Here is a 26969-nt window from a genome sequence, read left to right as displayed (position 1 = left end):
AAAGAATGACTACTCGCGAGAACATGTCCCCCCAGCACGATTTCTATCATCGCGGTCTGAATGAAGCAGACCCCGAGGTGGCAGAAATCATCAACGCCGAACTGATCCGTCAGCAGGATGGCATTGAACTGATCGCATCCGAGAACATCACCTCTTTCGCCGTTCTTGAGGCGCAGGGCTCGGTCCTGACCAACAAATACGCCGAAGGAGTGCCCGGCAAGCGGTATTACGGCGGGTGTGTCGATGTCGACCGCGTGGAAAATCTGGCGATCGAGCGTATCAAGGCGCTGTTTGGCGTCGAGTTTGCCAACGTGCAGCCCCATTCTGGCGCGAACGCCAATCAGGCCGCCTTCATGGCGCTCGGCAAGCCGGGTGACACCGTGCTGGGCATGAGCCTCGCCGCTGGTGGACACCTGACGCATGGTGCCGCGCCGAACTACTCGGGGAAGTGGTTCAACGCGGTGCAGTACGGTGTGCGTGCCGAGGACGGAACCCTCGACTACGAGGAAATGGAGCGCCTTGCACGTGAGCACAAGCCGACGATCATTGTCGCAGGTGGCTCGGCTTATCCCCGTCATATCGATTTTGCGCGCTTCCGTCGTATCGCAGATGAGGTGGGCGCCTATCTGATGGTGGACATGGCGCATTTCGCCGGTCTCGTTGCAGCGGGTCTTTTCCCGAGCCCCGTGCCCCACGCGCATATCGTGACCAGCACCACGCACAAGACGCTGCGTGGCCCGCGCGGTGGCATTGTGCTTACGAATGATCCGGACATCGCTAAGAAGGTCAATTCCGCCGTATTCCCGGGCCTTCAGGGTGGTCCGCTCATGCATGTCATTGCTGGCAAGGCTGTGGCCTTTGGCGAGGCCCTTGGCGAGAAGTTCAAGGCGTATCAGGGCGCTGTGGCCGAGAACGCCCGCGTTCTGGCTGAGGAACTCGTGGCGCGCGGCTTCGACATCGTGACCGGTGGTACGGATTGCCATCTCGTTCTGGTCGATCTGCGTCCCAAGAAGGTAACGGGCAAGATTGCCGAAGCGGCTCTTGAGCGCGCCGGGATCACGGCCAACAAGAATGCAATCCCGTTCGACCCTGAAAAGCCGTTTGTTACCTCCGGTATCCGTCTGGGCAGCCCGGCCGCGACGTCACGCGGTTTTGGCGTTGAGGAATTCCGCACGATCGCTCGCATGATCGATGAAGTGCTGAGTGCCTACGGAACGCCGGAGCAGGACAGCGTCGAGCAGCGCGTTCATGACGAGGTAAAGGCGCTCTGCCGTCGCTTCCCCATCTATGACGTCGCCTATCCCGGCGCCTGAGGATCGAAAAAGGAGGGGGGCGATGAGCCCCCCTCTTTTTTGCCCATACGGGGCGATTACGGCGGATCGTTTGACTGGATCGCGCCGCGATCGTGTCCAGAGTGTCGTCTGGTTGTCGCGACCGGATCGTGCCTATAGCCTGCGCGCGAGCCTCACCGCGAGTTGCCCTCTGCGCACACACAGATTGGGCATGATGAGCACGCATTGGTCGTAGGGCGTACAGATTTCATCATCACCGTCCAGCGCGATAACCGTGCCCGCCTTTTCGATCATCTGGCCACCAATATAACTCTCGGTAAACCCGAAACTGGCGCTTCTGGCGACGACATTGTCGGTCACCATTGCCTGACGTGAAACGGCAACCGGCTCGCTCCGGCTGCTCCAATGCACAAACCCCGCATTCTCAACAAAGTGACGAATGACGCGTGCGCTGGTCTCGACCGTTTCCGGTCGCCAGTGCTGACCTGCCTCAAGCAGCACGCTGCGCCCTGTGCCGCCGGGTGCCATGAAACGCTCCTGCTCAATCAGCCTTGCGCCTCCAACATGCCCGAGATCGGTTAAGGTCAAAAAGGGCGTGTCGGCCTGCGACGAGAGGAGACCCGCCAGTGTGATGGAGCGTTCTGTCTGCGGCGAGATGAAAAGAGGTGACGAATCCCATAACATGGAATGGAGATCGAGCAGCATGTCGCTGCGCTGGATGACGGGCAGCAACTCCTGTGCCCGCTCCATTTCAATCGAACCAGGCTTCTGGTTCAGCCTGTCATTGGACCAGACACGGTTGAGGTCTTCACCGATGAAGCGCGAAGCGGTCGGGTTTGACGGGTCGAAACGTTCGAAGGCGGCCATATTGGCAAATACGATGCGCAGTGTTCCGCAAAGGGGCCTGATATCCTCCCTGAGCAGACGGTCGGCAGCGGCGGCGCCAGCGAACTCATTGCCGTGGATGAGGGAAATCACCGCGATTTCCGGCCCTGGTACGGGGCTCTCGCGCTCGATGACACCGGCTATCCCGTTATTGCCGGCCCGCCACGGTGAGAGATCAGGTGGGTCGATCAGGATTGGGAATTCCGGAAGGCGACGCGGCAGCGCCAGGCTGGGCAGGAGGCGCTGCCGCCGCCTGCGGACAGGGTGATGATCACGCGGTGATGCCCCGCAACTCATGCGGCAAGACAGACCTGTCTGACAAGGCGGTCGATCATGGTTTCACATCGCGCCAGCTGGTCTATTGTGATCCATTCATCGGGTTTGTGCGCCTGGGCGATATCACCGGGGCCACACACGATCGTCTCGAGCCCGGCCTGCTGATAGATACCGGCTTCCGTCCCGTAAGAGACATAGCCCGCGCTGTTGCGCCCCGTAATCTGCTGCAAAAGCGAGACGAGGGGCGATGTGGGTGAGAGGTTCAGGGGCGAGAGGTCGACAAGGGGCGTCAGTGTCAGCCCGCAGGACGGATCGGCCATGCGCAGGGCTGCGTCGATTGGCGCAAGGCGCTCTGTGATGGACTGGAAAATTGCGGCGTTGTCGTCACCCGGTACGGCACGCCATTCGAGCTCGAAACTGGCTTGTTCGGGCACGATATTCAGAATGCTGCCACCACAGGCGAGCCCGACCTGCATGGTCGTGTGATCGGGCAGGAAACCGCTGACATGGGGGCCATCGCGTTCGAAAGCGTCGCTCATATCTGCGAGTGCTGCGATGGCACGCCCCATGGCGTGAAGCGCGTTGACGCCCAGCGCAGGCTGGGAGGAATGGGCGGGGCGGCCCCGGATATCCACGCGCGCCGTGAATCGCCCTTTATGGGCGATGATCGGCGCGAGCATGGTGGGCTCACCAATCACGCACAGATCGGGCATCAGGCCGCGTGAGATGACATCCTCGATCAGATAGCGGGCACCGTTGCAGGTGATTTCCTCGTCGAAGGTGAAGAAGAGATGGACAGGCTTGCGCAGGGGCAGGCTTCGGATCCGGGGTATGGCAGCCAGCATGGCGGCCACAAACCCCTTCATGTCGGTGGCGCCGCGCGCGTAGAGTTTCTCATCCTGCCGGGTGAGGCTGAAAGGATCACGAGACCAGTCCTGTCCCTCGACGGGCACACAATCGACATGGCCAGACAAGGCCAGACCACCGGGCGCTACCGGGCCGATAATGGCATGCAGGTTCCATTTGCCGTCTTCTGGCCCACGATTGCGCGTATAGGCCACATCCTGCTCATCGAGCAGCGCAGTAATCCAGTCGATGAGGGGCGCATTGGCATGACGGCTTGTCGTATCGAACGAGACAAGCTTTTCCAGAATCGCAATGATATCCATCGTCTGGGCCTTGGGAGCGGTCATGAGGAGAGTTTAGACCCTGCCTGTCAAAAACCTCAAGGCCGTGTAACTCAGGAAACGATGCTGATACGGTAGCCGATCTCCTTTTCAATCGCCCTCAGCAAAAGCCGCTCATCACGCGTGCAGAAGGACAGGGCCGCGCCGCGCTTGCCTGCCCGCGCCGTGCGGCCAATGCGGTGCACATAGGTTTCGGCCTTCTCGGGCAGATCGTAATTGAGGACGAGCGCCACATCATCAATGTCGAGCCCTCGGGCTGCGACATCCGTTGTGAGCAGGATCATGGATCGCCCGCTGCGCAGGGCCTCTACCGCCTTCTGTCGTGCGCCCTGTGCCAGATCACCATGCAGCGTTGTGACGGGCAGACCTGCCTTGCGGAGGTGCTTTCCAATCTGGTCCACCGAAGCCTTTGTGCGCAGGAACACGATCTGGCGTCCCTCGGTTTCGGTACACAGGCGGGTGAGGGTGGCCAGCTTTTCCTCGGCCTCAACAAACATGGCGCGCTGCTTGATACGACGCGGCGTGACGGTCTGGCTTTCGAATTCAAGCGTGACGGGTTTGTGAAGCAGGCGACTGGCCAGGGCGCGGCCCGTGGGCGGCAGCGTGGCAGAGCACAGCATGGCCTGGCGTTCCTGCGGCAAATGCAGGATGATATCATCCATTGCTGCAAGGAAGTCCTCGTCGAGCATCTGATCAACTTCATCCACGATCAGCATGCTGACAAGATCGAGCCTGCAGGCGCCGCTGGCGAGGAGATCGATCAGGCGGCCAGGGGTGGCAACCGCAATATCCACGCCCTCTGCGAGCGCCTCGATCTGCGCATCCTTGGGGAGGCCGCCGCAGAGCAGACGCGTGCGAAAGGGCAGGCGTCTGCCGATCTGGCGGCATACACCGGCGATCTGGGTCACCAGCTCACGGGTCGGGGCCAGAATCAGCACACGGGGTGCGCCGGGTTGCCGTTCTGCGGAGAGCGACAGAAGGCGCTGGAAGGCGGGCGCTGCATAAGCCGCGGTCTTTCCAGAGCCGGTCTGTGCCACAAGAAGCACATCGCGCCTGTCATTCAGTTCGGGCCAGACGCGGGTCTGCACCTCATTGGGTTTCTCTATGCCTACTTGCTTGAGGCCCGCGCTGACCAGCGGGTCGAATGGAAAGGCGGCAGGATCTTGAACATCACTCATGGATGCTTCTTGCCAAAGTTCTGCCGGTGAAGGAATTACCGAGTTATGAGTGTAGCCATCATTGCTGAAGATTTTGCTGGAATGCGCGCCCAGGCAAGCGGTCTTGTCGAGCGTGCGGGGCTGGAATGGCATTTTCATCCTGTGCGGATCGGGGGAGTCTGGCGCCGTATCCCCACGAGATTCTGCCCCGATCCGCTGCGTGCTACGGCACCGATCGTGCTGCCGGGCGACACCCGCCTGCTTGTCAGCGTTGGCGGGACAGGCGGGGCAGTCGGGGCAGCGCTGAAAAAGCGCACCGGCCTGCCGCTGGTGCAGATACAGAACCCCCGCATGGATGCGGCACGCTTTGACCTGATTGTGGCCAATGTTCATGATCGCATGGCTGGACCCAATGTCGTGGCGGCCCGAACCGCCCTGCATGGCGTGACCCCTGCCAAGCTGTCCGAAGCCCGGACCCTGTGGGAGAGCAGGCTGCGAACAGGCAAAAAGGCCCTTTTGTCCGTTCTGATTGGCGGCGCGAATGGCCGGTTCAGTTTTGGCGTGAATGAAGCCGCAACACTTGGCGCACAGCTTGCCGGGATCGTCCGGACGCAGGATGTGACGATTGCCCTTACACCCTCACGCCGAACCGATCCGGCAGCTTTGGCGGTGTTGCGCGAGGCGCTGGATCCGTCACGCGCCATGATATGGGACGGGCAGGGCGATAATCCCTATCTGGGTATGCTTGCCTGCGCCGATATGATTGCCGTGACGACGGACAGCGTGTCGATGATCTCGGAGGCCGCCGCCACGACAGCGCCGGTCTTGATCATTGATCTGCCGGGGCGTTCACGGCGCATCCGGACCTTTGTCGAGACACTGGCCGAGGCCGGGCGCGTCCGTCCGTTCACGGGGGCGTGGGAGCCGTGGGCTATAACGCCGCTTGACGATACCGGCAGAGCAGCCGATGAAATGCGTCGGCGTCTCGCTCTCTGAACAAGGAGTGGCGGGGTCCGTAATAAAGAAAACGGGTACAGGACGACCATGCTCGATATCATCACCTTCGACGCTCAGGGCGGCGGAAACATCCTCTACAAGGCGCTTGCGCATCCCTTGGCGAGCGAGGCTCTGAGGCGACTGGAAGCGACACTAGCGGCTGGAGGTGGCTTTGCGATTTATGACCCGGGCAATGTGCTGCGTACGCTGGTCGCCCTGTACCCCGGACTCACGCCTTCCTGCGGTGTCTACACGCATGACAGCGAGCAGGTGGGAAAGGATGATGGGCTGGGCGGCGAGAAGCTGGCCCTGACGGACCTTTCATCCTCCGAGGCCAGGCAGGTGCTTGCCCTCTCCTTCGAGCATGAAAAGATGTTGTCGCGCCTCGCGCGCGTCACCCATGCCGATCAGCAGATTTTCTCTCTGGAGCCTGCAAAATTGCCGGACTCCATGCTGAGCAATCCGCGCAACTATCTCGACAAGCTTAATTTCGCGACGAACTTTGCGTTCTTCCGTGATGATGAGCGCTTCAGCACACGGCTCGTCACGGCGAATTATTGGTGCAATTACGACGCGACCGATGTGCGTTACTGGTTCCGCCTTTATGACGACAAGGGCGAGATCCTGGCTGAATGGGAAGAGGAAATTCCCGACGCGCCTGCCGGTATTGTTGTGGACAGTGCCGTGGTACGGGCGCGTTACGATCTGCCGGCTTTCTGCGGTCAGCTTTTCGTTCATGTGCTCGGTGCGCGTGGGCATGATGTCGTGAAATATGCGCTCGACACCTATGGCAAGAATGGCGAGCCCAGCCTCTCGGTCACGCATGACGCCAATGCCTGGCCATCTCCACGTTTCGCAACGCTGCCGGCACCGCGCCCTGGTGAGACGCTGGTCCTCTGGATCCAGAACAGCCATGCAACGCCCATTCCGGCGGGTGCCATCACGCTCAATCAGATGGGCGAGGAAACGCATTTCCCGGTTGCGGTCGAGGTTGGCCCATTCTCCACCTATGCGCTCGATGTGGGCGCGCTTGTGAAGGATATCGCCTGGCCGGCCCAGCTTGAGTTGCGTTCGGGTAACCACATCGTACGGCCACGCTACGAGATTACAGAAGGGGCCCTGACCCGTATTGCCCATCTGAACGTGGAGCGCCGTGACCTCGCACCCGAACCAGCGTTGCGCAAGCTGCCGCCTTCGATGGGCCGTGGGTTTGTGTTGCCTTTCCCCATTCTCGACCCCAAGCGCTTCACCAGCGTGGTGCAGCCGAACCCGATGTCGGAAAAGATCACCAGCCTCCCGCTGCGTCTCGATGTTTTCGATGATGAAGGGACGCTCATCAGACAGAAGTTTCTAGGCAATCTGCCGCGCAATCATGAGACAGCGATTGCCCTGCATGAGCTGACTGACTGCGCTGGCCATGCCGACCTCGTGTATGATTTCCGCGACGGTGGCGAGGGCGACGGCTGGATGCACGCCCTGATGCGCTACGAGAACCGCGAGAATGGCCATGCGGCCGAGACCAGCTTCGGTGGGCATATCTTCAACACGCTGATGACATGGCGTAGCGAGCCACAATCCTACGCCGGTCCCCCGCCGGGTCTGACGACACGTCTCTTTCTCAAGCTCGGTCAGGAGGGCCATGAAAGCTTCTCCTGCCTGATTCATCCGGCCTCGGTGGAGGGAACAGCGCCCTCAGAGACGATTCTGCATCTCTATTCGAATGATGGCGTCGAGCTGGAGCGCCGCAAGATTAGCATCAATCCATCGGGCTCCTATATGGTTTGGCCGCATGAGATCTTTGGTGCCGAAAAACTGGCTGAGGCAGGGATTGGCGGCTATGTGCTGATCCGTGATCTGAGCTGCCGTCTGTTCGGCTATCATGGGCAGCGCGATGCTTCGGCAGGGTTCTCGCTCGACCATATGTTCGGGTTCTGATCCTTTTTTTCATTTTCCGTATTGCCGCGTCATCGGGCCTTTGCTAGAGACGCGGCACCGCAGGATGGGTGCGTAGCTCAGCGGTAGAGCACTGCCTTCACACGGCAGGGGTCACAGGTTCAATCCCTGTCGCACCCACCATCCTCACCCGCAGAAATCAGCGTTTTTTGAAGATTGTAGGGTCTAACCCACCCATCTTCTCGATCTATCCCGATCTACTGCGGTCTAGAGTCGTCCGGCCCGATCCGTGCAAAATCCGTGCAGTTTGTTCGCGCCCTGTTCTCATTGGGCGCGAGTCGCTTTCCCCTTGTACTGCCCCGCCAGATCGTGCGATTCTACGTGGGCTGCGGCGGCATGGATGGACACGCGGGAGAGGGCTCTCCCTAAGCGAGATCATGCGGCTCACCAGCCCAGAGCAAGCATGTCAGACGGTTAATCGGTGGAAAGGCTCCATCAGCGCGTGAGCGTCCGTCAGCGATAGCCGGTATCAAGCCCGGCACGCAGCGATCATCGTGGTGGTGATAGGCAGGGGCGGCTTTCGGGCCGCCCTTTGCTTGTGCGGGCGGTTTTAATTGACTCCCGCTCTTGTTCGCGTTCTGTTCTCTATCATGACAGACCTAACCCCAGCCTCCGAAGAAGACGTGACCTTCGCCATCCGCATGTCGATCTCGCTCGACTACCGAGGCAAGCCGAGGCGTGTGAACGCCAAGATGACCGGGGCGGAGATGGACGCGCTGGCCCAGAAGATCACCGAGCAGTTGAAGCGCTCGAACATGTGGCCGCATCGCGGGCCAGGAACGCCCGCGCATCAGGCGCCGGATTATTCTGTTGCATGGCGGCGAGCTGATGATGAATCAATTGACCTGCGACAGTCTTGCATTGAGCGATTCACCGCGATCAGAGAGACAGATATGGCTACAATCAGAATAGCTGATGCATATCAGCGTCAGGCCGAGAATATCATGAGCGAGCTGTTCAGCGCTGAGAGCGCGCCTGGGCAGTTCGGCAAGAGCCATCCTCTCTTCGTCACGAACAGACCCGAGAACGGATACATCGATTATTATCAATTGCCCGGAGAATGGGCAGACCGCCTCATAGAGCGAGGGATAGACGCCAAAGTAGTCTTGCCCCCCAGCGCGCCTGTATAAACTGGTGTTGGGGCGGGGCCAGACATGTGTGCTGAGCCCCGCGGGATACTTTTTCCTCACGAAGCCTGAATGGCGGCATCCGTAGCCTGCGCCTGCTTCAGCGCGGCGGCGATTTGGTCAGTCGTCGGGCCATCACCCGACTTGCTGGCGGAGATGGCGTCCTCGATCACCTGGATGATGTTCGGCACTTCCTCGACAGCGGCGACGACGCCCTGCACGATCGCGGCAATGAGTGCTGCGTTCATGACGTCAATTCCTTCACGGTCCACATGATCGACTCTTCGAGAGAAGTCAGAGCGAGCGCCCGATACCGACCAGCCTTGACCTTTTCGATCAGCGCCTCGAGTTCGGAAGCTTTGTCCTTGAGCGCGTCATGCAACGCCTTCTCATCGTCCGTCAGCGCACGATAACGCGGACGAAAGCGTGATGTTGGAATGGCGGCATCATCAGACTGACGGCTATCTGGTGTTCCTTTGAATGTGTGATTCACTTCACGGTCTCCGTGGCAATCTGTGCCTGAAGCGCGGCAACGGCAGCAGTTGCGGCCGATACCTCAAGCGCGGTGAGGGGGGTGGACGACTGAAGATCGGTCCCGAGCGGCGTGATGACTTTCATCGCGTCAGCACTGGCCGTCTTGATCGATGCCTTGATGTCGGGGTCTGCGCTCGGCTGCTGGGCGTAGGCGAGGGCAAGTGGGGCCGTGGCATTGTACGCCTGGATCGTGGCGTACCCGGCCTTGCGAAGGTTCGTCTGGCTGGCATCGCAGGCCGTGAGCCCGATGAGGCAGAAGACGCTGAGAATGGCGAAGAGCTTACGCATTGGGGGCGGCCTCCGTTGCAGGCTTGCTGTCGAGCGCCTTCTGCAGGGCGATCGCATTGGCCACGAGGCCAGAGACGGCCACCTTGGCCCCGGCGATATCGCAGTTCGGCTCATACTTGGTGAGCAGGGTGCCCACGAGTTCAGGAACGATGTTCGCGCCGATACCCTCAATGACGGTGAGGGCGCTGTCAGTGTCAGCCATGATGGCCTCCGATGGATGCGCGGCCCGAACTGGCCGCTGCTGTGAAATAGAAAGAACTGATCCCGGCCCGATTGCCGGTGTCGTCAGTCAGGGCTTGGCGTCGTCGGCGTTGGTGGCGTGCTTGCCGTTCATGCCGACGCTGTTGACGAGCAGGTAAAGGGGGAGCCACTTCGAGCCGTCAGCCGGGCGCGGCCAGAAGCGGGCGATCACGGCGGCCAGGGCCACGATGAAGGTGAGGATCGTTGTCGCGTCGCCGGCAAGGGAGGCGGGCAGGAAGGGAAAGACGGTCTGATAGATCGTCTGCCAGTCGAAGTTCATGCGGATACTCCAGTTGTGGGGATACCGCGCCCGAGGAACACGCCGCTCTCAATCTTGCGGCGGCGCTGAAGGCCGGGCAGGACGATAAGCTGTCCGTTTACCGTGGCCTTGTCCCAGACGAGGAATTGCTGTGCGGCCGAGTTGTAGAGGCGCTGGTTCAGGCGTCGTACGAGGGTCGATCCCTTGGCCGCGTTGGTGCCGACATTGAACTGCCATGAGAGCAAGGCGCCCTCCTGGTAATCCGTCAGCGGGACGGTCACGAACGAGCGGAGCTTCTCCTGCAGGGTCATGACCGTGTTCCGCAGCAGGTCGAGGGCTTGCGCCTGGGTGATCGGCTTCGTCGTCGCTGTGACAGGCGTGCCGTCACCGAGGAAGCGATTGCCGTAGCCGATGGTCCAGTAATTGGCCGGGCAGAGATAGGGCTTGAGGCTCAGCCCCTCGAAGTCGTCACGCGAGATCAGCGCGATTGCGATGTCGATGCCGGTCATTGCACCCACCCCGCGAAATGAGCGCTCGCATAGCCGAACGCGATCCCCGTGACGACGAGCGCCCATTTCGCCCACCCCCTGAGATCGCCGAGCCTTTCGACCTTGGCCGCCACGGCGCCGATCGCGCTCAGGGTTGCCTTTTCCCGCGCCGCGGCACTGGCCTTGTTCTCGCCGTGCATCTGCATCAGCTTGTCGGAGAGCGAGCGATATTCGGCGCGGATTTCGGCCACGGATCTCTCAAGGATCGTCAGCCGCCTGTCATGGTCGGCGATTTGATCGATGGGCATGGCATCACTCTGGGCGCTCATGTCGCCTCCAATAAAAAAGCCGCCCGGTGAGGGGCGGCTTGAGAAGATGGAACAGGCCGGGCACTCATTGGCCCCGCTCGACTGTCGCGAGGGTGGGCGCTTTCGCTTCAATGACTGCCGAAGCATATTGGCCGGGCACGGTGTAAGGCCCTGTCTGAGCCTGCGTGCCGTAACTGCCCAGCGTCAGGCCCGATGCAGGTGCGATGATAACGGCCCCGGTGCCGAGTTGAGTCACTGTGATACGACATCCAACGAGTGTGTAATTTGCCACCGTGACCGTGACTGCCGAGCTTGAGTTTACAGCGACGGTCTGCCCGCACTGCGCCGTGTTGCTCAGGGTTGTGTTCGCAGTGACCGTAGTGACAGGGTGGGCGTATTGCTGGCTCTGCCAGCTACCATCCATACGAAACTCGAAAATATTGGCACCGGCGTTTACATCCTGCATGGCGATGCGCTGCGGGTTGGCTTCCCAATTCAGGTTGAACTGATTGGTGCTGACCGCATAGGCGTGCAGGATATTCTTTTGCCCTGCCACGCCGGGTGAGACCTGGGCATTCAGTGCCCCGGTGCCAGAGTAGGCATTGAGGCTGGTCACGCCCGAAACGTTGGACAGGATCGCGCCGGACACATCGAGCGGTGTTGCAGGCAGCGGGTTACCCACGCCAAGGCGGCCGTTCACCCGGTCGATGGAGAAGAACGGCGCGTTTGTGAAATTGCCCCATTTGGCATCACCGAAACGGTAATAGTCAGCGTTCCCCATCGGCGTATAAACGAGGAAGTCGTGCTGAGACCCTTCAGCATTGCCAAACCGGAAGTATGTGCCCGTTGAGGTGCTGGCAGACGATGCGAGAGCTGCGTTGCTCAGCGTTATCGTCTGTGTGCCCGCGCCGGAAACGATGGTCGTGCCAGCAGGGAACAGGCCATATTCCGCAGGGGTATCGAGGATCTGTCCCGCCCCGCCGGGGAATGTGCACCCACCTGCGCATGTGATCGAGGCGCTTCCCTTGGTTACGATGCCATAAGCCGTGGTCATGCCCCAGGGTACGAGTTCTGTGCCCGTTGTCTGCCAAATGAAAGGGACAGGCTGCCGGTTGAACGTGGCGTCATAGGTAAACCGGCTGATCTCGAAGTAATCATATCCGACATCGGGGCCATATTTCAGGCCCGGACCCCAGCCGACCGCTCCATGCTCGAAATTGCCGCCATAGGCCATATCCGGCCCATCGAAAGCCAACGCAGCAAAGCCGTTCGCATTCGTCGTCTTGAGGGCGAGCGCGTTATTCAGCCCAGTGCTGTTCTCGATCGTAAATTCACCCTTGTTGGCATCATACCAAAGGCTTGTGGCCATCCCGGATTGCAGGGGATCAGAGACAATAAAGCCTCCCTTGGTCGGGTCGCCTGATGCTGTCACGCTTCCGGTCAGAGAGCCACCAGACAGCGCAAGGTAAGAAGCTGCGGCATCCGTCCTGCTGAGTGCACTCGACTGCAGAGCACTGATCGAGGCAGCATTGGCCGTCTCCGCGTTTGTCGCCCTCGTTGCCTCTATCCGAACCGCTGCCAATACATTGGCGGGTGTCGCATAGGTCGAGGCGGCCGCCGAGGTCGTCAGGTAGTCCGCCAGGGCGCTCTGCATCTGGGCGGAAGTGACCGCCGACGAGATCCCGGCCTGCAGGGTGGCAAAGGTAACGACGCCCGACCCGTCCGCATTGCGCGCCGTACCAAGCGGGGTATCCATTGGCAGGCCGTTTGGCGGTACGAACTGCCTGCCTGAAGATTGACCAAAGGCGAGAGACGGCAGGAGGGCAATTAAAGCCGCAAGGCGCTTCATGGCGGGGTTCCTGCATAGGTCGGGATATTGGCATTGTTCCACCAGCCCCCAGCGGTCGGTGCCGAGGTCGGCAGAGACGCCAGCCATGCCGACATGGTGGCATCGTTCACGCTGTTGATATCGACGCCGGGTGCCGTGGGTGGCGAGGCCGGAACGAGAGCAGGGGAAGCACTGACCGTAATCGCAACGACCACCTGATAGGTCGCGCCCGAACTGCCAAGCACGCAAACCGTGACGGCTAGCGTTCCAGCCTGCGCCCATGAGATCCAGGCTGTGCAGATCGTATCGGTCAGCGAGGTCCATGCCTGCGTCCCGGCACCATCCGTATCGAAGGCCAATGCCTTGATCGTTTCACCGGGCGCGAGAAGCCGCGAGAAATCGACGCTGTAATCAGCGCCGCCGTTGATGTTGCTGTCAGGCCATGCAAGCAGAGGTTGCAAGGTCATACCACGCAGGTTCGCAGTCGCGCACCCGCCAGGGCGCACGATCCGCGCTGATGGGCGCCAGGTCATGGGTGGTTATCCTGCTGTGCCGGATGTGGAAGTGGGTGCCTTATAGGTGCTTCCAATGGGGTAGGCCGATGCGTCATCCTCTACCCAATACTGGCCGGTCGGCAGTATCAGGTTGCCCTGGCCATCCCAGACGATGCGATTTACGACCTCACCGGAGGCGTCGATAATCGCGTAGGCGTGGGTCGCGGGGTCCGCCGCGCTCTGGACGCTGTTCATTGCCGTATCGATCATGTGATACCCTCATAACACTCTATGATCGCGGTTCCATTGCCGCCGAAGCCGCCTGTGTACTGCGCGGAAGTTCCACTGGTTGATCGGGCGCCGCACGCGCCACCTCCGCCACCACCAAGGGTGCCAGCAACTCCCGGTGTACCATTTCCGACCCCGTAACCGCTTGAGCCCATCGGCGAAGCGCCGCCGTTGCCTGAGAATGCGAAGAAATTTCCACCATTCTGCGGGTCCAGAACCACACCCATTGTGCCGCTTGGCCCCGGCACGGCGATATCTTGGAATAAGACCCCATTAGGAAATGAAGGGCTCGCACTGTAGGGCGCTGCCGGGCTTATGGTTGAGAACCCCCCCGCGTTCGCGAAAGGTGCGCCGTACCCGCCTGGGCATGTCACGGCGTTGCCGATGGAGCTCGCTCCCCCAGTAGAATTAGCGGCGCCACCATTGCCTATGATGACCTGCACAGACGTGTTATCGACGCCCGAGAAAAGCTGTGCATAGGTGAACCAGACATCAACATACGCCCCCGCTGTACCACCAGCGCCTGCGTTACAAGCGTATGCATCCTGGGGCACTGCAGTAGCCCCACCACCGCCCGCGCCGACCAAGCGCACGCGGAATACGAGTGAGGCGTCCTGTCGAGGCGGATAGTAATTTCCGGACGAAGTGAACACAGACTTGCCGCGCAAGCGCCCCGAATTCAGCCGGGTGGCAAATTCAGTCGTAGCAAAAGACTTATCGCTCGCCCCAAAAGCCGCAGTCGTTCCAGTCGGGTTCCGCGTAAAGGAGACCGGCCCCGCTACGCTCTGCTGGCTCGTCTCGTCCGTCTCCAGGTAGTTCCCGGCGGCCTGGTAGCTCCCGGCGGGCTGGACGGTATGCCAGTTTCCGTTCCCATCTTGGAATGATGGAGCACCAGTAGGCTGGTCTATGGCAGCGGCTTTAATACCGCCGTTAGTACCTCCGGGATTGGTTACATAGCTCCCTGACGGTTGCATGAATAGGTACTGGGTAGTGCCGCTGCCATCCACGTACGAGACCCAGGGGGTCGTTGTTTTCTCGTTGACGCCTGCTGCCAGGACAGAGAAGTCGGTACTCCCGCCTCCTTGCCTGATATATGTAGCTGCAGCCTCCGGGGCACTTAAGAAAGGCCTTCCCTGGCTATCCGTCACATTGCCGGCATTATCGATCTGGATACCAATGTGGTAGCCCCCGGCACCGTCACGAAGAACTAGACGCCCGTAGGTGGCACTTGCTGCGCCGTTATTGGTGAGTTGCAGATAGAATTGCAGGCCACCTAAAGCAACCCCGATTGGCTGGGTCGTAGTTTCATCGCCCTGACTGAACGATGCTGTGACGAACGTTTGGCCTAGTATGTTTCCGCCTGTCAGGGGGAAGTAGGTAGCCTCCGCCTCTTTCTCGCTAATAAGCCCCGCGAACAGATTGGCCCACGACGCACCCTGCGCACCGGGCGTAGTCAGGTTGTTGTCGGCGGTGGAGACCCAGAAGAGGCCGGTGGTGGTGGGGTCGGCAACGACGCAGCCTTGGGGATAGCCGCCAACGGATTGGGCAAAAGACGCAGAGAAGGGCGGAAACACGCCGCTTTCGTAGTTCTGAGCTGCTGTTGCAAGCATCCGGAGCGCGCCGTTCATGTCCTCTCCGAACATGAATGACCCTCCGGCTTCAGGCGGAACGAACGTCGCCGGAGGGAAGCCTAGGATAAGGGAAGCCCTTCCTAGATCTGAGGAAGATCCGGGGATGGGATATTGAAGGTGTGCGCTATCGGCCCCGGCCCCCCATACAGTAGGGAACTGCGGCGAGAAGTCAGTCTTTTTCATGATTTTCCTGCCCGGCTGCTGCCGTCATTCCTCGAAGGAGTAGGAGACGTTCACGCCCGAAGGCTGGGGCAGAACCCCGGAACGATAGATGATCGATAACTGCACCGGCGTCGGCACGAAGTCGAAGCGATAGGTCATCGTCATGTTCTGATTGTCGATGACGTAGCAGCGGCCAGAATCACCGAAGAGCGTCATGAGAATATTGTTCAGCGACGTGATCGAACAGTCGGTGATATTTGCGGCTGCTTTGGCGAAGATCAGCTTGCGATAGGCATCATCAGTAAGTGCGACGTTCGTAGTCGTCGGCTGCCCACTGTACCAAATGCCTGCGTTGAATTCGCGGATCGCTGTCGATGTGCCGTTGGCGGCCGCTTCATCGAAGCCGATATATCCGCTCTCCGTGACCTGCAGCACTCGCCCGACACCGACGATGCGGCCCCACACGTCCAAGCCCCAGCCTGTCGCGGTTGAGGGGTTCCAGACCTGATCGTACCAGAGGTCGAAGAACGCCTCGGGATCGACTGCCCCAGCAAAGGATTGAATGATCGTGCAGAGCCGGGGCGAATTGGAATACTGCGAGAGGATGGTGTCATAGATATCCATCGCATCACACCAGCGTCAGAGAGATGTTCCCGGCTGCCATGGTCGGCACCTGAGCCATGGTCATCGTGACCAGGTTCTGACTGGCCGGGGCTGTAGTGCCGATTTGCAGCGTCACCAGCCGCGCCCAGGTTCCAAGGGACATGATCGCGCAGCCAAACTGGCTCGCATAGATCGTGCTGGCGATTGTCGGACGCAGGCCCGAACTCCCGCCAGACGCGAACTGCGCCAGAACGGCTGCCTGGATCTGGGTCAGGGCATCGGAAGGCACATCGACACCGTTCTTGATGGTCACGGCCAGATAGACTGGCGTGGCCTGTGCCACTGCATAGTTGATCGTGTAGGTTGGCCCGTTGCCATTATAGACGGCTGCCGGGTCCTGAACCTGCACGCTCGTTCCGCCCGCTGTGCCGCAACCGGGGCTTTTCTTCTGCATGATCGCGAGGCCAATATCAGCAGGCGCACCACCCGCTACGCAGCAATACACGCTGTTGGCCGGCACACTTACACCGTTATAAGTGACCGCCGCTGCTGTCCCGTTACTGTATGCATAGGCATCTGTGACGCTGCTCAGCTTGAGGACCTGCCCAAGGATCGAGGCGGTTTGGCTGGTCGAGTTGGCAGAAACCGAGTTGTTCCGCCGCTCCTCGAACGCAATCCGGCCTTCTGCGTCAGATCCGAGAACGCCGGGTGAGGCGTTGGACACTGACGAGACGCCAGCCGTGTATTGGTAGAGCGACAGGGAATTGGCAGAGCAGGCGAGGGGGCCTGTCTCGGTGTTCTCCACCGTGGCCGAGGCCGTGCCGCCAGCCGGGATCGTCACGTCAGCCGTAAGGGCGTATTGATAGACGCCATCCGTTGCGATGATGCTACCCGAGGACACAACCTGCCCAGCCGTACCCACGATCGACACAGCAACGGTTGTGGCCGTCGCTGGAACGCGGGTCATGAAATAGATGTTGCCGATTGCGTCCTGCATCCGGCCAGAGGCAATCTTGGGATCAACGCCGTTTGCAACCGCCAGAATGGCGTCATAGCAATTGCCAATTGCCGCTGCCTCTGACGTGGCAATCTGGCCCTGAGGCGTGGACAGATCCTGATTGACGTTCCCGCCCATCGCGGCGCTTATGTCGGTCAGCGCACCCGCCAAAACGTCCAGTTCATCAGGCGCAACCACGCCTGCGCTCGTAATCGTGAGCGCCGGAATCGAGGTGGTGCCGCTAGAACTGGACATCGAGCGTTTCGCCTGTCGTCAGGGTGATTTGCATAATACCGGAAAGGCCCCGGTCGCCGCCCAGTCGGGACACGACACACGAGGCGTCCTGGACCAGCGGAACAGTGCGGGCGGCGGCTTCAGCGAGGCGCTGGAAAATCGGTACGGACTGCGACTTGCCGAGGATCTGAGCCTGATACGGCAAGCCTTTTGACGTGTCGTAGTAGCATTCGCCCTGGAACACGCGGATGGCGTTGGATACGTCCTGAAGCACCGAATAGGGCTCGGAGCAGATCGCGATATTGCCCGACCGATCAAGCACGAGGTCCCATTCCGTGCGATCAAGCAGGAGGGATTGCATTGCTGATTTCCTTGGGACTGGCCGGATTATCGGCAGGCTATCGGTTTATGGCACGCTGTTTGGTCAAAGTACAGAGAAACAGGATCACTGCGGCTTGCCAGTCGAGCCACTACCAGTCTGCACACCCATATGCGTGTGATTGTCGAGGGAGATGCCGTTGCCGGTCACGTCTCCGGTGGCCGTGATAGGCCCGTCAACCTTGAGACCGCAGGCGATTTCAGCGGCGTTCGCTTCGATGCGAACAGTGCCCGGTGAGACGATGCGGATGCCGTCACCGTTCATGATGATGAACTGATTGGGCGGGCCGTTGAGAAACCCGCCCACATAGACGCAGTCGCTCATGGAGTGCATCCGGAAAGAGCCCGGAGCCGAGGGTTTGCGTGACGTGATGACATTCTGAATATCGCGGCCGGACACCATGACGAAGCCGATATCTCCCACCACGGGATCAATGATCAGCGCCGAGGTGCCGCCCTGCACACGCAGATAGGGAACGCCCGTTATGACGCCGTGAGGGTACGTCTTGCCCTGGCCGTCCTGCATGTGAACCATGGGCTGAACATCCACCTGACCCACCAGCGACACGCCGCCGCCATGGACGGCTTTGACCTGAACGAGGATGGGGGTGCCCAGATCGGAGATATGTCTCTCAATCGCCGCATCGATCGCGCCCGCATCCGTATTGTGGGCGAAGATGGAAGAGAGCGTCATCGGATTTGTCATGATGTTGGGGCCTTTACTGCGCCAAACTTGTCGGCTCGCACTGCTTCAACGCGCGTGAACCAACGACCATTGGGTATTTCAGCATCAAGTTCATGGGCTACGAGGGAAGGTATCCAAGTCCCATTCACGGGAATAGGAGCCACTTGGCCCGACTGATTGTTGACCCAAGCCTCAGGCAGATAAGAGCTATCCACCTCGATCGGCGCCATGAATTGCAGGCGTCGATCAAACAGCGTTGTGAAATAGATGCCGGATGAGTTGTATGAGGGATATCCGATCAGGCCGGTGCGGGCGCTGATCTTAGGAATGACTGCCGCCTGTATGTCCTGAAGGTTCCGGGACCAAACCGTGACCTGGTATCTCGGAGCGGTGTCCGATGCGGTCGCTTCGCCATTCCTGATCGTGTGGATGAATTTGAAGGCTTTATAAAGCTGTCCAATCTGTTGATCGAGCGTGCCGTGTAGGTACTGATCAGCAGGTAAACGCGCATTCAGTCCGTAGTTTACGAAGGTGTATCCGGACTGTGCGGCCAGGTTGGAGATAATCTCTGCGATCGAGGTTCCAGCCTTGTAGGTCTGCGCCGGGACAATCGCGACATTCGGGCCTTGTACGCTTTGCGAGTAGACCTGAAACGCGGGCTCTGGGATAGAACTGAAGTCGGCAAATGCCTCGGATATGATCCCGTAATAGATCGTGGCCAGTCCGGTTTCATCGTCTCCGGCCTCAACGCGAACGGTGTTGTACGTCGTGCGGATGGCATCGAGGTAAACAGGATCGATCGGGTAAGCCAGCATGGAAAGCCGGTTCATGATAGGAAGGCTAACCCCATAGATGCGCAGATTGCAGGACTGCCCGACACGGAGGCCCGCGCTAAGAACCTCTATCTGACAGCGGTATCCCTCGAGCGTCACCTCATCGCTGGTAGAGCCGTTGCCCAGACCTCGCCTGGCGACCGTGAAAGTCACCCGGATCTTCTTTTGCGTGAAACTGCGAGGTAGGCGCGCAGCACGCGCCGTTGCGGTGTCTGACATTACGCCCCCGAGTAGAAGAGAAACCAGCGCGTCCCAAAGCCGGAGTAATCCGGATCATCGGATCCTTGCAGATCGATAAAGGCGAAATCGCCGGGAAGGCCAAGATATGCTGCCCTGACGATGTAGGTTCCGGTCAAAGCGAGGGTGCCGGAGACGACTTGCGTCTCATTTTGCCACACGTTGAGGTAGATCCCGGTGCGGCGCTGCTGCACATCGAGCCTGATATTTTGCCCGCTGAGAACGACATTGAGCGTCTGGCTTGGCGTTGCGGCCAGAGGTATGATTCCAGCCATCAGCCTGATATCCCGCTCATGAGCCCCACGAGATCGGGTGCGCCGCTCGGAAGCTTCTGAATTTGCACCTGTCCTGCCTGAACGGGGTCAGACGCTGAAACCGTTCGCGCCTGCGTGTTTCTGTAGCCCTGCGTGGCAGTGGTACGCACCTCCTGCAACTCGATCTCAACCACCGGCATCGTGACTCCATCACGTTCAGTGCGCCGGAAGCGATATCCAACGATATTCGCGTTGGTGTAGCTGCGCTCTGGCATATGGATGTCATACAGATTGGTATCTGCAACGATCTGTTCGAGCGTGTCGAAAAAGCTTTTGCGGACCTGTAGCGGCGCAGCTCCGGTGATTGATCCGAGGATTTGCTTGAAGCCAGCCGTGAGGCCGTTTTCAAAGCCACCCGTTATCGTGCTGCCGCTTTCGCTCCCATCGCAAACCATCAAGATCCGGCTGAGATAGGGGAACTTCGCCTTGTTATATGAGGTGAAATTACCGTCCTCGGTCGGTGCCGTCGAAATTTGGTAGCGCATCTCATATTCGACGCCGAGAACGTGAGCCGCCGTAAGAACGGCTTCGTTGCTCCTGAATATGCCCCAATCCTTGAAAGCGTTCGCAATCTGGATATTCGCGACCTCTTGGCCAAGCAGATTGGAAATTGAGGCAGTGACGCCATTTCCGATCGATTGACCTAGCAGGGCAGGGACGCCCACCATAACCGGCACGTCCCACACGTCTGGCAGGGGAATTGTTGGAAACGCCATCACTGTAATCCCGCCATATTGTTGGATGATAGCTGCTTGCGAAGCTGGGGCACTGCATCGCGAGCCATGCCCTGAGCGTCCGTTGCGTTGGTGTGGATCACCACGTCCCCGTTAAATGAGGCGTTGTGGTTCGTTGTCGTGGTGTTTGAAACAGAGCCAGGACTTGAACCTGCGGTAACTGAGGCGGCCATTCTTGGCACGTCGCCCGTCCCGATCGACTGCACTGCCTGCGCCTGTTGATCACGCCAAGCCTTGATCGCGTCAGCTTGCGGACTGACGCTCTGCGGCTGGTCGCGGCGCTGGAGGAGCATCGCTATATCTTCGCGGCCGAGACTCACGGCAGGCTTTTGGCCGCGCAGATGAGCATCCACACCGGCTGCGAGACGTTTAATCGCGGTTTCCTGCTCGGCCTTGGGGGCGTCATATCGCAGGACGGTCTGCGCCCCCCCGTTTGGGGGAGCGTCCTGCGCCAACTTATCAGAGCCAGCTTTCAGAATATCTATCGCATACTCTTGCGCGTCAGTCCCGAAGCCATCGCGGCGGCTTGCCCCAGTCTTCAGCCAATCGGCAGCACCGCCGGCACCCTGGTTGTGCGCGTATCCAAGCGCGGCAAATCGCTGGAGGTCGCCAAGTTTTCCGTAGGCATCGCTGCTCGAGCTTAGAATGGCGTTATTGCTATCGGTAAATGCTCGGAAGAATCGCTCCTGCATCTCGTGGTCTGCAAGAAATGCTTCCCGTGTCGGCACGGGCTCTCGCAGCCAGTTAGCAGCGTCTTTGATCGCGCTTGTGCCCATCTGGTATTTCCCAGAGTACGCATCGTTGTAGCCGCCAATCTTGTTATAATCGCCCCCGCTTTCCCTGAGCGCCACGCGCTGAGCGAACAGATCGAAGAGGGGTGATTGGCTGGCGAGTCCGCGAGCATGTACGCCAGTCCGGCCCTCTGCCCGCATTTGCTCCAGCAGCTTGGCCTCGCCATCGTTGGTGGACTGCGGCTTCATGATTTCCGAGGCGGCTACAGCGACGAGACCCCAAGGCGTTGCGGCTTTCGGTGCCTCTGGAAGAGATCTGCTGAGCCAACCTTTCTCGAGGTAGGTTGACCCCATCGGCTGAGTCTTGCCAGTCGGAATCCCTTTTTTTGCGGCTTCAGCAGGCGCGCCCTTCGCAATCTCTTCCTTGAGTTTCTTTACCTGCTCCAAGAGTTCTGCAAGCTTCTTTTTGTCACCGCCAAACAGCTTCCTGGCGATTGCCAAGCTCGCCAAGCCAGTAAGGATATTCCCCAGCCCCCCAAATGACTTCCCAAGCTCATCAACAGCCGCCGTAATACCAGCGATAAACTTTGCAGGCCCGGGGTTCTCTTGCTCCCACTTCGTGAACTGGTCGATAACCCTTTGAAGCTCAGGTGAGAGCTGCCCCGCAAGTGAGGTCGCGAGTTGGTCGTTCTCTTCCTTCAGTTTTAAAATAGACTGATTGAGCGCGGCGAGGTTCTTGAGATCTCCTGAGCTGGGAGTGCTCATTTTGTGCTGATCGGTTTGAAACCTCGAGAACTCTGCCTCTCCCATCAGGGCCTGGTTTTTGATACCTGAGCCAAGCCCCAGTTGGTCCATCAAGGCAATCGCCTTGGCGGTGGAGTCATGCTGCGCACGGATGCCACGGTTTAGAAGGGCCGGGAGATCAGCGTTGATGTTCCCTTTTTTATCGAGAAAGTCGGTTACGCCCAACTGCGAGAAGGCGTTAGTGATTTCTCCCCATTGCTTAGGGTCGGTAAGACGCTGCTGGAGAGAGCCAAAGGACTGCGCCACTTCTCCAAAGCTGCCCCCTGCCGCCTTTGCCGCCGCCTCAAGCCGGTAAAGCTGCGATGGGTCCATGTTCAGATTGCGGGCCATGTAGCCAAGTTGCGCATTGGCCTGCGCAGTATCGGTCACGAAAGCCTTCAGGCTCTTCCCGCCCGTGAACACGGCGAACATAGCCAGCGCCTCGCGCCGAACGCCCGAGAAGAACGACGCGGCCTTGACCCCATCGCGCTCCATGCCCGACCCGGTGGCCTGAGCCTGCTTCTCGACCTCGCGCAACTGCTCGACCGATTTGCGCGCCTCGCCTGAGAACCCCTTTGTGTCCATCCCAAGCTGAATGACGAGGCGATCGATAATGGACATTTTCAGGGCTCCAAAACGAAAAAAGCCCCCAGGGCGAACCATGGGGGCGTCAGTCTGGCATCAGACCAGATCACAGTAGGGAGTTTGGTCAAGCGGGGCAAGGAGAAGGGTGGGAGTATAATTTAGCGTGGCGGTTTGCGCTGCGCACTAGGACGGATCTGAGTCGATACAGAGCCACCGGCTCCCACCAACGCGCCTGCGGTGGCTATAATGCCTTGACCAATTACCTTCAGAAAGCCATCGGCCCATTCCTTGTTCGGTGTACACGTCGCCAAGAGCTCGGTAAAAAATGACAGAATGCAGAGCACTATGAGAATGATGAGCGCCAAGACGGCGATACCATTGTCGGAATGCCATGATATGAATGAGCGACCTAAGGGGAAGTACACCGAATTAGGATGGTTCTTATGATTGGCTTCGTCATGCTCCGCCATGAAGAGACTTCGCTCTTTCGCTGATTTTGAAGTGGCCTTCGGCTTGTCAGCAGCAACGAAATCGAAGTCTTCCATGCCTTATTCAGATCCGGCTTTCTTGGTTACAAGGCTCTCAAAATCAGTCTTGATATCTGGGTTGGGAATATCAATGCTTCTTTGCCCCGGATTACGCCGCCTGACCCGCTCCCATGCCCAGCCGCTTTGATGGGAAAGATCCGAGAGTTCCGTAGCTTTCCAGTCCTTATATTTATCCCAAACAAAGCCGATTACGCGCTGGGCAAATTCATCCTCCGGCGTGGCAACAGGTCTATAATCAAATTCTTCGTCATCCGTGAAACAGACTTCAGTGCCAAGCTGCGTGATCGGGCCGCCGCCGAACTGCTTAAATTCACGGTAGAGAGATTGAGACACTGGACCATAGGGCCATGCCTGAAATTCTTCCTCGACAAGAGGCTCGCCCTTTGCGCCAAGGTAATATCCATGAGCCAGAAAAACTAATTTCTGAAGCTTCATCGGAGATATTGATTTGCCGTCGTCAAAGCTTCGCTCAAGGAAAGCATTGGCTACTGCAATCGGACTGTAATTTGGCATCACACACCCCCCTTCACGCGGGGATTATGGTTGAACACGTTGGACATGCTCTTTCCTCCGGCTAGGGTTCAAACGGGATCGGCGTTCGCACAAACGCGAACACACCTCGCACGTCGAGGGCCGCGTCGCTTGTTTCCGATCTATCGCTGATATGGGCGTATGTTTCCATTTTGGCAAATGAATTTGCTGCTCTGGCCTGGGTAAATCGGGGTCGCATTGGAAACAAAGGGATTCTGGGGGCGCGATTTACGCAACTCCTGCGCCCCGCCTGCCTTGAGTCATCTCACCTCTGGAAAACGACGATGACAAACAAGCCGAACCCAGCCAAGCCGGGGAGCGACGAGCCGTTTGAGCCGTATCCCGACACGAGCCCGCAGCAGGACGACGCGCCTGAACACCCCGATCATCCCGAGGACGGAGGAAAGCCCAAATGACCTCGAAACCAACACCGACATACGACCCCAGCCATCCGGCACCTGAGCCCAAGCCGGGCGAGAATGCGCCGCTTCCGGATGCGCCCGAGAACCCGACGAACTGAGGGTTTGAGCTCGCCCAATTTGGTGAGCTCATCTCTATAGCTTCGCTTGATGTTTGATTGCCTTAGCCTCAACACTCATGTCTTATCTTCGGTCGAAGCACGTATCGTCTCCTGCGGTGGTCCTCCACCCCATTGACTACGCTGTCGCGCCTGTCAGGATGATACATCCTTGATGTCATGTATGGTGCAATCCTGTTGACAGATGTTTACACATCGGATAAAGAAGGCGACGCCTGATGAGTAATGCTAATTGCTCATCTAAGCGACCGAGGCATTCGATAAAGGAAGTCGAGGCTGCGGTTCAGTATGCGGAAGCTATGGGCTGGCGTTGCGATCACCCTAGAGGGCACTGGGGACGGCTGTTCTGTGCCCATGCAGATCGTGACGGCTGCCAGGTTGGCGTGAATGGCACTCCACGCAATGCTGAGGCACATGCAAGACAGATTAAAAGGGCGGTTGACCGCTGCCCGCATGTAAGCAGGGAGGTCAGTGATGGAGACGTTTGAATTTAGCATCGTCGCATCTGGTCTCGATAGGACCGCCGAGGACTTTGAAAGTCGCTTTTATGACGGCGGCTGCGATGACGCGACCGTTTCGTTCCAAAAAGGCCACATCATACTAGACTTTGCGCGTGAAGCGCCGAGCCTTGAGCAAGCCATTGAATCCGCCATGGCGGACGTCAGAGCAGCAGGGGCTACCATAAACCGCGTTGAACCAGACCCTTTGGTCAGTCTCACCGAGATTGCGCAGCGGTCAGGGATGACCAAGGCGGCGATAAGCCTATATGCGGCTGACAAGCGCGGATCGGGGTTTCCAGCACCGGCCTTTCGGGTCACATCGTCGATGCCGCTATGGGAATGGTCGGCCGTTACGAAATGGATGGTGCAAAACGGTAAGATGCTTGCTTCGGATTTGCTGCAAGCTGAGACGATCCGCAGCGTGAACGTCCGCCTACAGCGAGAAATCGCATAATCCTTTGAGGAAATCGATTTGAACCTGCTGGACACTGTTTCTCGCGAGTACAGACTAGATGAGCGCGATGTGTCTGTACGTGCTTGTTCCCCCACGCAGGGTGGTCAAGGATATTTCCTGTGTTGGGATACGATAGATGACGGCCCGCGTCTCACAGGAGAAACCGCGGGTTCGATATTTGCAGAGCGCGCTGTGCCGCTGATCGATTTTAGCTCCAAGATCACCTTACGGGATGTCGAGACATCTCTTCCGGAGATTATGAATCGAGGATGGTGCACGGCGTTCGCAGGTGAGAGAAAAACCTTTTGTGGCCACACCGTGACTCTTCACTGCGTCGCAGTAAGCCTGGGCGGTGAAAAGCGGGCTACGCTCCCAATTAGCGGAGAAACCTCAAGGCTGTTGGGGAACTGCCTCGGTCACGCCGCGCCATAGTAAGACGCCCCCGCGGATGACACGGGGGCGAATGTCTACCACAGACGCCTCACGATAGCGTGAGGAACGGGGTGGGGCAACCGTTAGGCGAGTGCGCGCCTCTCCCCATCCGCCCGCGCAGACCCGTCGCCATACTCTTGATAGAGCGCGGTCAGCGCTTTTATCGCGTTCTCGGAAAGAGCCCTGCGCTTGGTCGGGATGCCTTGGCGAGCCAGATGCACTTCCCTGAGGTCGCTTTCCAGTCCGGCCATCCAGTTCGGCAGCGAGGTGATAACCTTCCCCCAAATGCGGGCGAAGTCCTCGCCGCTCTCAGAGGTCAGCGCGCTCATGACGCTGCCTCCTTCGGGCGGGAGAAAGGGACGGGGGCACTCTTGCCGGGCGCGATGTAAGTGCCGAGCAGAATGCGAAGCTGAGAGAGGCCTTTCTGCGTGATCATCGGTTGTCCCACGCCTTCGACGTAGCCGGTCCGCTTGACCTCGACGTTTTTCACCTCGATCAGTCCGGCCTTCACCTTGTCAGCATAAGCGAGCTTCCGACCGCTGACGGTGTGAGAGTAGAGCCACTTGAGCTCCATCAGTCGAGAAATGAAGATCTTCTCAGGCCAGCCGCACTGTTGAGCCGCGCTGCGAAGGTTATGCACCCCATCGAGTGTTGCAAGCTTGTCCAGGGCTTCAGCTTTTGGTGCGAGAACCGCGTTCTCCCCCGCGAGGCGCTCACGCTCCTGCTCAGCATGGGCCGCCGCAAGGAGGGCTTGGGCGTAGGTTTTGGGGAGGACGGGGGTTGCTTCCACCGTAGAAGAAACCTGCATCATCGCGTCGAATGCTCGGATGACCTTCAGGTGAAACGCCGGGCTAATCCACATCGCATAGGCGTAGACAAGTTCCTTGGCGACGTAGGTGCCTTGGTTCGTGCCGCCTTTGATCGAGGAAACGGGCGATGTGGGAATTCCCGCATCGGTCTCGGAAGGCGATGCAGGAATTCCTGCATCGGTCAGTTCGGTAATAAGTGCCTTAGTTTGTGCGTTATCCATCCACACGCCTGGGCGCTTCGAGGCTTCGTTGCCCGACGCCTTGTGGCAGTCGTTCAGGCAGTAGCGCCCTTGGGCGTCCTGACGGATGGCGGTCGTGAGTATGGTGAGCGAGGTAGAATTTGTGCTAATCAGCTTCTTAGCTGCCGACATGGGATGCATCCCCTTGCTGGTGGTTAGGGCCGGTTGGAAGTTCCCGCTTCCCTCCGGCCTGATTTTTAGATACAGTTTATTCATGGCAGCGTCAATAATAGATACAGAAAAATCGAGGGGCCGTGGTAGACCTCGGAAAGATACGGTTGCGCAGCATTTGAAGATGGAGCGCCAACAATCCGATCTTGTCGATCGGTGGGCAGAGGCTAATGCGATCAGTCGCCCAGAAGCGATACGACGCCTTATCCAGAGAGGTCTTGAGGCGGAATCCCAAGACTA

32 protein-coding genes and 1 tRNA gene are annotated in these 26969 nt (G+C 59.1%); 7 read left to right on the top strand and 26 right to left on the bottom strand.

Annotated features, from left to right (window positions below):
- Positions 1 to 5: 5 nt before the first annotated feature.
- Complete coding sequence (gene glyA, locus P5689_RS01530) at positions 6 to 1313, top strand: serine hydroxymethyltransferase (RefSeq protein WP_035443852.1); 1308 nt, start codon at positions 6 to 8, stop codon at positions 1311 to 1313.
- 132 nt (positions 1314 to 1445) lie between these two features.
- Here the strand turns inward: glyA and P5689_RS01525 are convergent, their stop codons facing one another.
- Genes P5689_RS01525 through P5689_RS01515 form a run of 3 tightly spaced genes read right to left on the bottom strand, consistent with a single transcriptional unit; the run spans position 1446 to position 4818 of the window.
- Positions 1446 to 2474 (bottom strand): succinylglutamate desuccinylase/aspartoacylase family protein, encoded by a 1029-nt coding sequence (locus P5689_RS01525; protein WP_035443851.1) that lies wholly within the window; start codon positions 2472 to 2474, stop codon positions 1446 to 1448.
- Positions 2471 to 3646 carry an acetylornithine deacetylase gene (gene argE, locus P5689_RS01520; RefSeq protein ID WP_285531859.1) on the bottom strand — a complete coding sequence of 392 codons (1176 nt, stop codon included), beginning with the start codon at positions 3644 to 3646 and terminating at the stop codon, positions 2471 to 2473. The genes P5689_RS01525 and argE overlap by 4 nt, the downstream gene beginning before the upstream one ends.
- A 47-nt stretch (positions 3647 to 3693) precedes the next feature.
- Positions 3694 to 4818: a DEAD/DEAH box helicase gene (locus P5689_RS01515; RefSeq protein ID WP_285531858.1), complete on the bottom strand. Its 1125-nt coding sequence runs from the start codon at positions 4816 to 4818 to the stop codon at positions 3694 to 3696.
- 45 nt (positions 4819 to 4863) lie between these two features.
- Here P5689_RS01515 and P5689_RS01510 point away from each other — a divergent pair, with 45 nt between their 5' ends.
- The 4 genes from P5689_RS01510 to P5689_RS01495 all read left to right on the top strand — a co-directional run bounded on the left by P5689_RS01510 (position 4864) and on the right by P5689_RS01495 (position 8876).
- Complete coding sequence (locus P5689_RS01510; RefSeq protein WP_285531857.1) at positions 4864 to 5793, top strand: mitochondrial fission ELM1 family protein; 930 nt, start codon at positions 4864 to 4866, stop codon at positions 5791 to 5793.
- Between the two features lie 48 nt (positions 5794 to 5841).
- Positions 5842 to 7728 (top strand): hypothetical protein, encoded by a 1887-nt coding sequence (locus P5689_RS01505; protein ID WP_285531856.1) that lies wholly within the window; start codon positions 5842 to 5844, stop codon positions 7726 to 7728.
- A 66-nt stretch (positions 7729 to 7794) separates the two neighbouring features.
- Positions 7795 to 7869, top strand: a tRNA-Val gene (locus P5689_RS01500).
- Between the two features lie 500 nt (positions 7870 to 8369).
- Positions 8370 to 8876, top strand: coding sequence for a hypothetical protein (locus P5689_RS01495; RefSeq protein ID WP_285531855.1), 507 nt, complete (start codon positions 8370 to 8372; stop codon positions 8874 to 8876).
- Positions 8877 to 8932: 56 nt separating this feature from the next.
- Here the strand turns inward: P5689_RS01495 and P5689_RS01490 are convergent, their stop codons facing one another.
- The 21 genes from P5689_RS01490 to P5689_RS01390 all read right to left on the bottom strand — a co-directional run bounded on the left by P5689_RS01490 (position 8933) and on the right by P5689_RS01390 (position 23568).
- On the bottom strand, positions 8933 to 9121 hold the full coding sequence (locus tag P5689_RS01490; protein ID WP_285531854.1) for a hypothetical protein: 189 nt from the start codon (positions 9119 to 9121) through the stop codon (positions 8933 to 8935).
- Positions 9118 to 9366 carry a hypothetical protein gene (locus P5689_RS01485; protein ID WP_285531853.1) on the bottom strand — a complete coding sequence of 83 codons (249 nt, stop codon included), beginning with the start codon at positions 9364 to 9366 and terminating at the stop codon, positions 9118 to 9120. The genes P5689_RS01490 and P5689_RS01485 overlap by 4 nt, the downstream gene beginning before the upstream one ends.
- A complete protein-coding gene (locus P5689_RS01480) occupies positions 9363 to 9695 on the bottom strand; it encodes a hypothetical protein (protein ID WP_285531852.1) in 333 nt (110 codons plus the stop codon). The genes P5689_RS01485 and P5689_RS01480 overlap by 4 nt, the downstream gene beginning before the upstream one ends.
- Complete coding sequence (locus P5689_RS01475) at positions 9688 to 9897, bottom strand: hypothetical protein (protein ID WP_285531851.1); 210 nt, start codon at positions 9895 to 9897, stop codon at positions 9688 to 9690. The genes P5689_RS01480 and P5689_RS01475 overlap by 8 nt, the downstream gene beginning before the upstream one ends.
- Positions 9898 to 9984: 87 nt before the next feature.
- Positions 9985 to 10215 carry a hypothetical protein gene (locus tag P5689_RS01470; protein ID WP_285531850.1) on the bottom strand — a complete coding sequence of 77 codons (231 nt, stop codon included), beginning with the start codon at positions 10213 to 10215 and terminating at the stop codon, positions 9985 to 9987.
- Entirely contained in the window at positions 10212 to 10703 is a 492-nt protein-coding gene (locus tag P5689_RS01465; protein ID WP_285531849.1) for a lysozyme, read from the bottom strand. The genes P5689_RS01470 and P5689_RS01465 overlap by 4 nt, the downstream gene beginning before the upstream one ends.
- On the bottom strand, positions 10700 to 10990 hold the full coding sequence (locus tag P5689_RS01460; protein ID WP_285531848.1) for a hypothetical protein: 291 nt from the start codon (positions 10988 to 10990) through the stop codon (positions 10700 to 10702). The genes P5689_RS01465 and P5689_RS01460 overlap by 4 nt, the downstream gene beginning before the upstream one ends.
- Before the next feature lie 85 nt (positions 10991 to 11075).
- Positions 11076 to 12839: a hypothetical protein gene (locus tag P5689_RS01455; RefSeq protein ID WP_285531847.1), complete on the bottom strand. Its 1764-nt coding sequence runs from the start codon at positions 12837 to 12839 to the stop codon at positions 11076 to 11078.
- Positions 12836 to 13351: a hypothetical protein gene (locus tag P5689_RS01450; protein WP_285531846.1), complete on the bottom strand. Its 516-nt coding sequence runs from the start codon at positions 13349 to 13351 to the stop codon at positions 12836 to 12838. The genes P5689_RS01455 and P5689_RS01450 overlap by 4 nt, the downstream gene beginning before the upstream one ends.
- Before the next feature lie 6 nt (positions 13352 to 13357).
- Entirely contained in the window at positions 13358 to 13582 is a 225-nt protein-coding gene (locus P5689_RS01445; RefSeq protein ID WP_285531845.1) for a hypothetical protein, read from the bottom strand.
- Positions 13579 to 15414 (bottom strand): hypothetical protein, encoded by a 1836-nt coding sequence (locus tag P5689_RS01440; RefSeq protein ID WP_285531844.1) that lies wholly within the window; start codon positions 15412 to 15414, stop codon positions 13579 to 13581. The genes P5689_RS01445 and P5689_RS01440 overlap by 4 nt, the downstream gene beginning before the upstream one ends.
- Positions 15415 to 15438: 24 nt before the next feature.
- On the bottom strand, positions 15439 to 16017 hold the full coding sequence (locus P5689_RS01435) for a DUF2612 domain-containing protein (protein WP_285531843.1): 579 nt from the start codon (positions 16015 to 16017) through the stop codon (positions 15439 to 15441).
- A 4-nt stretch (positions 16018 to 16021) separates the two neighbouring features.
- On the bottom strand, positions 16022 to 17248 hold the full coding sequence (locus P5689_RS01430; RefSeq protein WP_285531842.1) for a baseplate J/gp47 family protein: 1227 nt from the start codon (positions 17246 to 17248) through the stop codon (positions 16022 to 16024).
- Entirely contained in the window at positions 17235 to 17588 is a 354-nt protein-coding gene (locus P5689_RS01425; protein WP_285531840.1) for a hypothetical protein, read from the bottom strand. Before P5689_RS01425 ends, P5689_RS01430 begins: the two co-directional genes overlap by 14 nt.
- An 84-nt stretch (positions 17589 to 17672) precedes the next feature.
- The gene (locus P5689_RS01420; protein ID WP_285531839.1) at positions 17673 to 18311 is read right to left on the bottom strand and encodes a Gp138 family membrane-puncturing spike protein; all 639 of its coding nucleotides are present in this window, start codon (positions 18309 to 18311) and stop codon (positions 17673 to 17675) included.
- On the bottom strand, positions 18308 to 19342 hold the full coding sequence (locus P5689_RS01415; RefSeq protein ID WP_285531838.1) for a hypothetical protein: 1035 nt from the start codon (positions 19340 to 19342) through the stop codon (positions 18308 to 18310). Before P5689_RS01415 ends, P5689_RS01420 begins: the two co-directional genes overlap by 4 nt.
- Positions 19342 to 19635 (bottom strand): phage baseplate plug protein, encoded by a 294-nt coding sequence (locus P5689_RS01410; protein ID WP_285531837.1) that lies wholly within the window; start codon positions 19633 to 19635, stop codon positions 19342 to 19344. Before P5689_RS01410 ends, P5689_RS01415 begins: the two co-directional genes overlap by 1 nt.
- Positions 19635 to 20390: a hypothetical protein gene (locus tag P5689_RS01405; protein WP_285531836.1), complete on the bottom strand. Its 756-nt coding sequence runs from the start codon at positions 20388 to 20390 to the stop codon at positions 19635 to 19637. The genes P5689_RS01410 and P5689_RS01405 overlap by 1 nt, the downstream gene beginning before the upstream one ends.
- Positions 20390 to 22543: a hypothetical protein gene (locus P5689_RS01400; RefSeq protein WP_285531835.1), complete on the bottom strand. Its 2154-nt coding sequence runs from the start codon at positions 22541 to 22543 to the stop codon at positions 20390 to 20392. The genes P5689_RS01405 and P5689_RS01400 overlap by 1 nt, the downstream gene beginning before the upstream one ends.
- 122 nt (positions 22544 to 22665) lie before the next feature.
- The gene (locus tag P5689_RS01395; RefSeq protein ID WP_285531834.1) at positions 22666 to 23052 is read right to left on the bottom strand and encodes a hypothetical protein; all 387 of its coding nucleotides are present in this window, start codon (positions 23050 to 23052) and stop codon (positions 22666 to 22668) included.
- 3 nt (positions 23053 to 23055) lie between these two features.
- On the bottom strand, positions 23056 to 23568 hold the full coding sequence (locus P5689_RS01390) for a Panacea domain-containing protein (protein ID WP_285531833.1): 513 nt from the start codon (positions 23566 to 23568) through the stop codon (positions 23056 to 23058).
- 302 nt (positions 23569 to 23870) lie between these two features.
- Here P5689_RS01390 and P5689_RS01385 point away from each other — a divergent pair, with 302 nt between their 5' ends.
- Both P5689_RS01385 and P5689_RS01380 read left to right on the top strand, forming a co-directional pair.
- Entirely contained in the window at positions 23871 to 24002 is a 132-nt protein-coding gene (locus P5689_RS01385) for a hypothetical protein (protein WP_255345446.1), read from the top strand.
- 596 nt (positions 24003 to 24598) lie between these two features.
- A complete protein-coding gene (locus P5689_RS01380) occupies positions 24599 to 25078 on the top strand; it encodes a hypothetical protein (protein WP_285531832.1) in 480 nt (159 codons plus the stop codon).
- A 515-nt stretch (positions 25079 to 25593) separates the two neighbouring features.
- Here the strand turns inward: P5689_RS01380 and P5689_RS01375 are convergent.
- Positions 25594 to 25839, bottom strand: a complete 246-nt coding sequence (locus P5689_RS01375; protein WP_285531831.1) for a hypothetical protein — start codon at positions 25837 to 25839, stop codon at positions 25594 to 25596.
- Positions 25836 to 26774 carry a KilA-N domain-containing protein gene (locus P5689_RS01370; protein ID WP_285531830.1) on the bottom strand — a complete coding sequence of 313 codons (939 nt, stop codon included), beginning with the start codon at positions 26772 to 26774 and terminating at the stop codon, positions 25836 to 25838. The genes P5689_RS01375 and P5689_RS01370 overlap by 4 nt, the downstream gene beginning before the upstream one ends.
- Positions 26775 to 26969: the final 195 nt, after the last annotated feature.

This window comes from Asaia sp. HumB (assembly GCF_030263835.1).
Classification (GTDB): Bacteria; Pseudomonadota; Alphaproteobacteria; order Acetobacterales; family Acetobacteraceae; genus Asaia; species Asaia bogorensis.
This window is presented reverse-complemented; position numbering and strand designations above follow the sequence as displayed.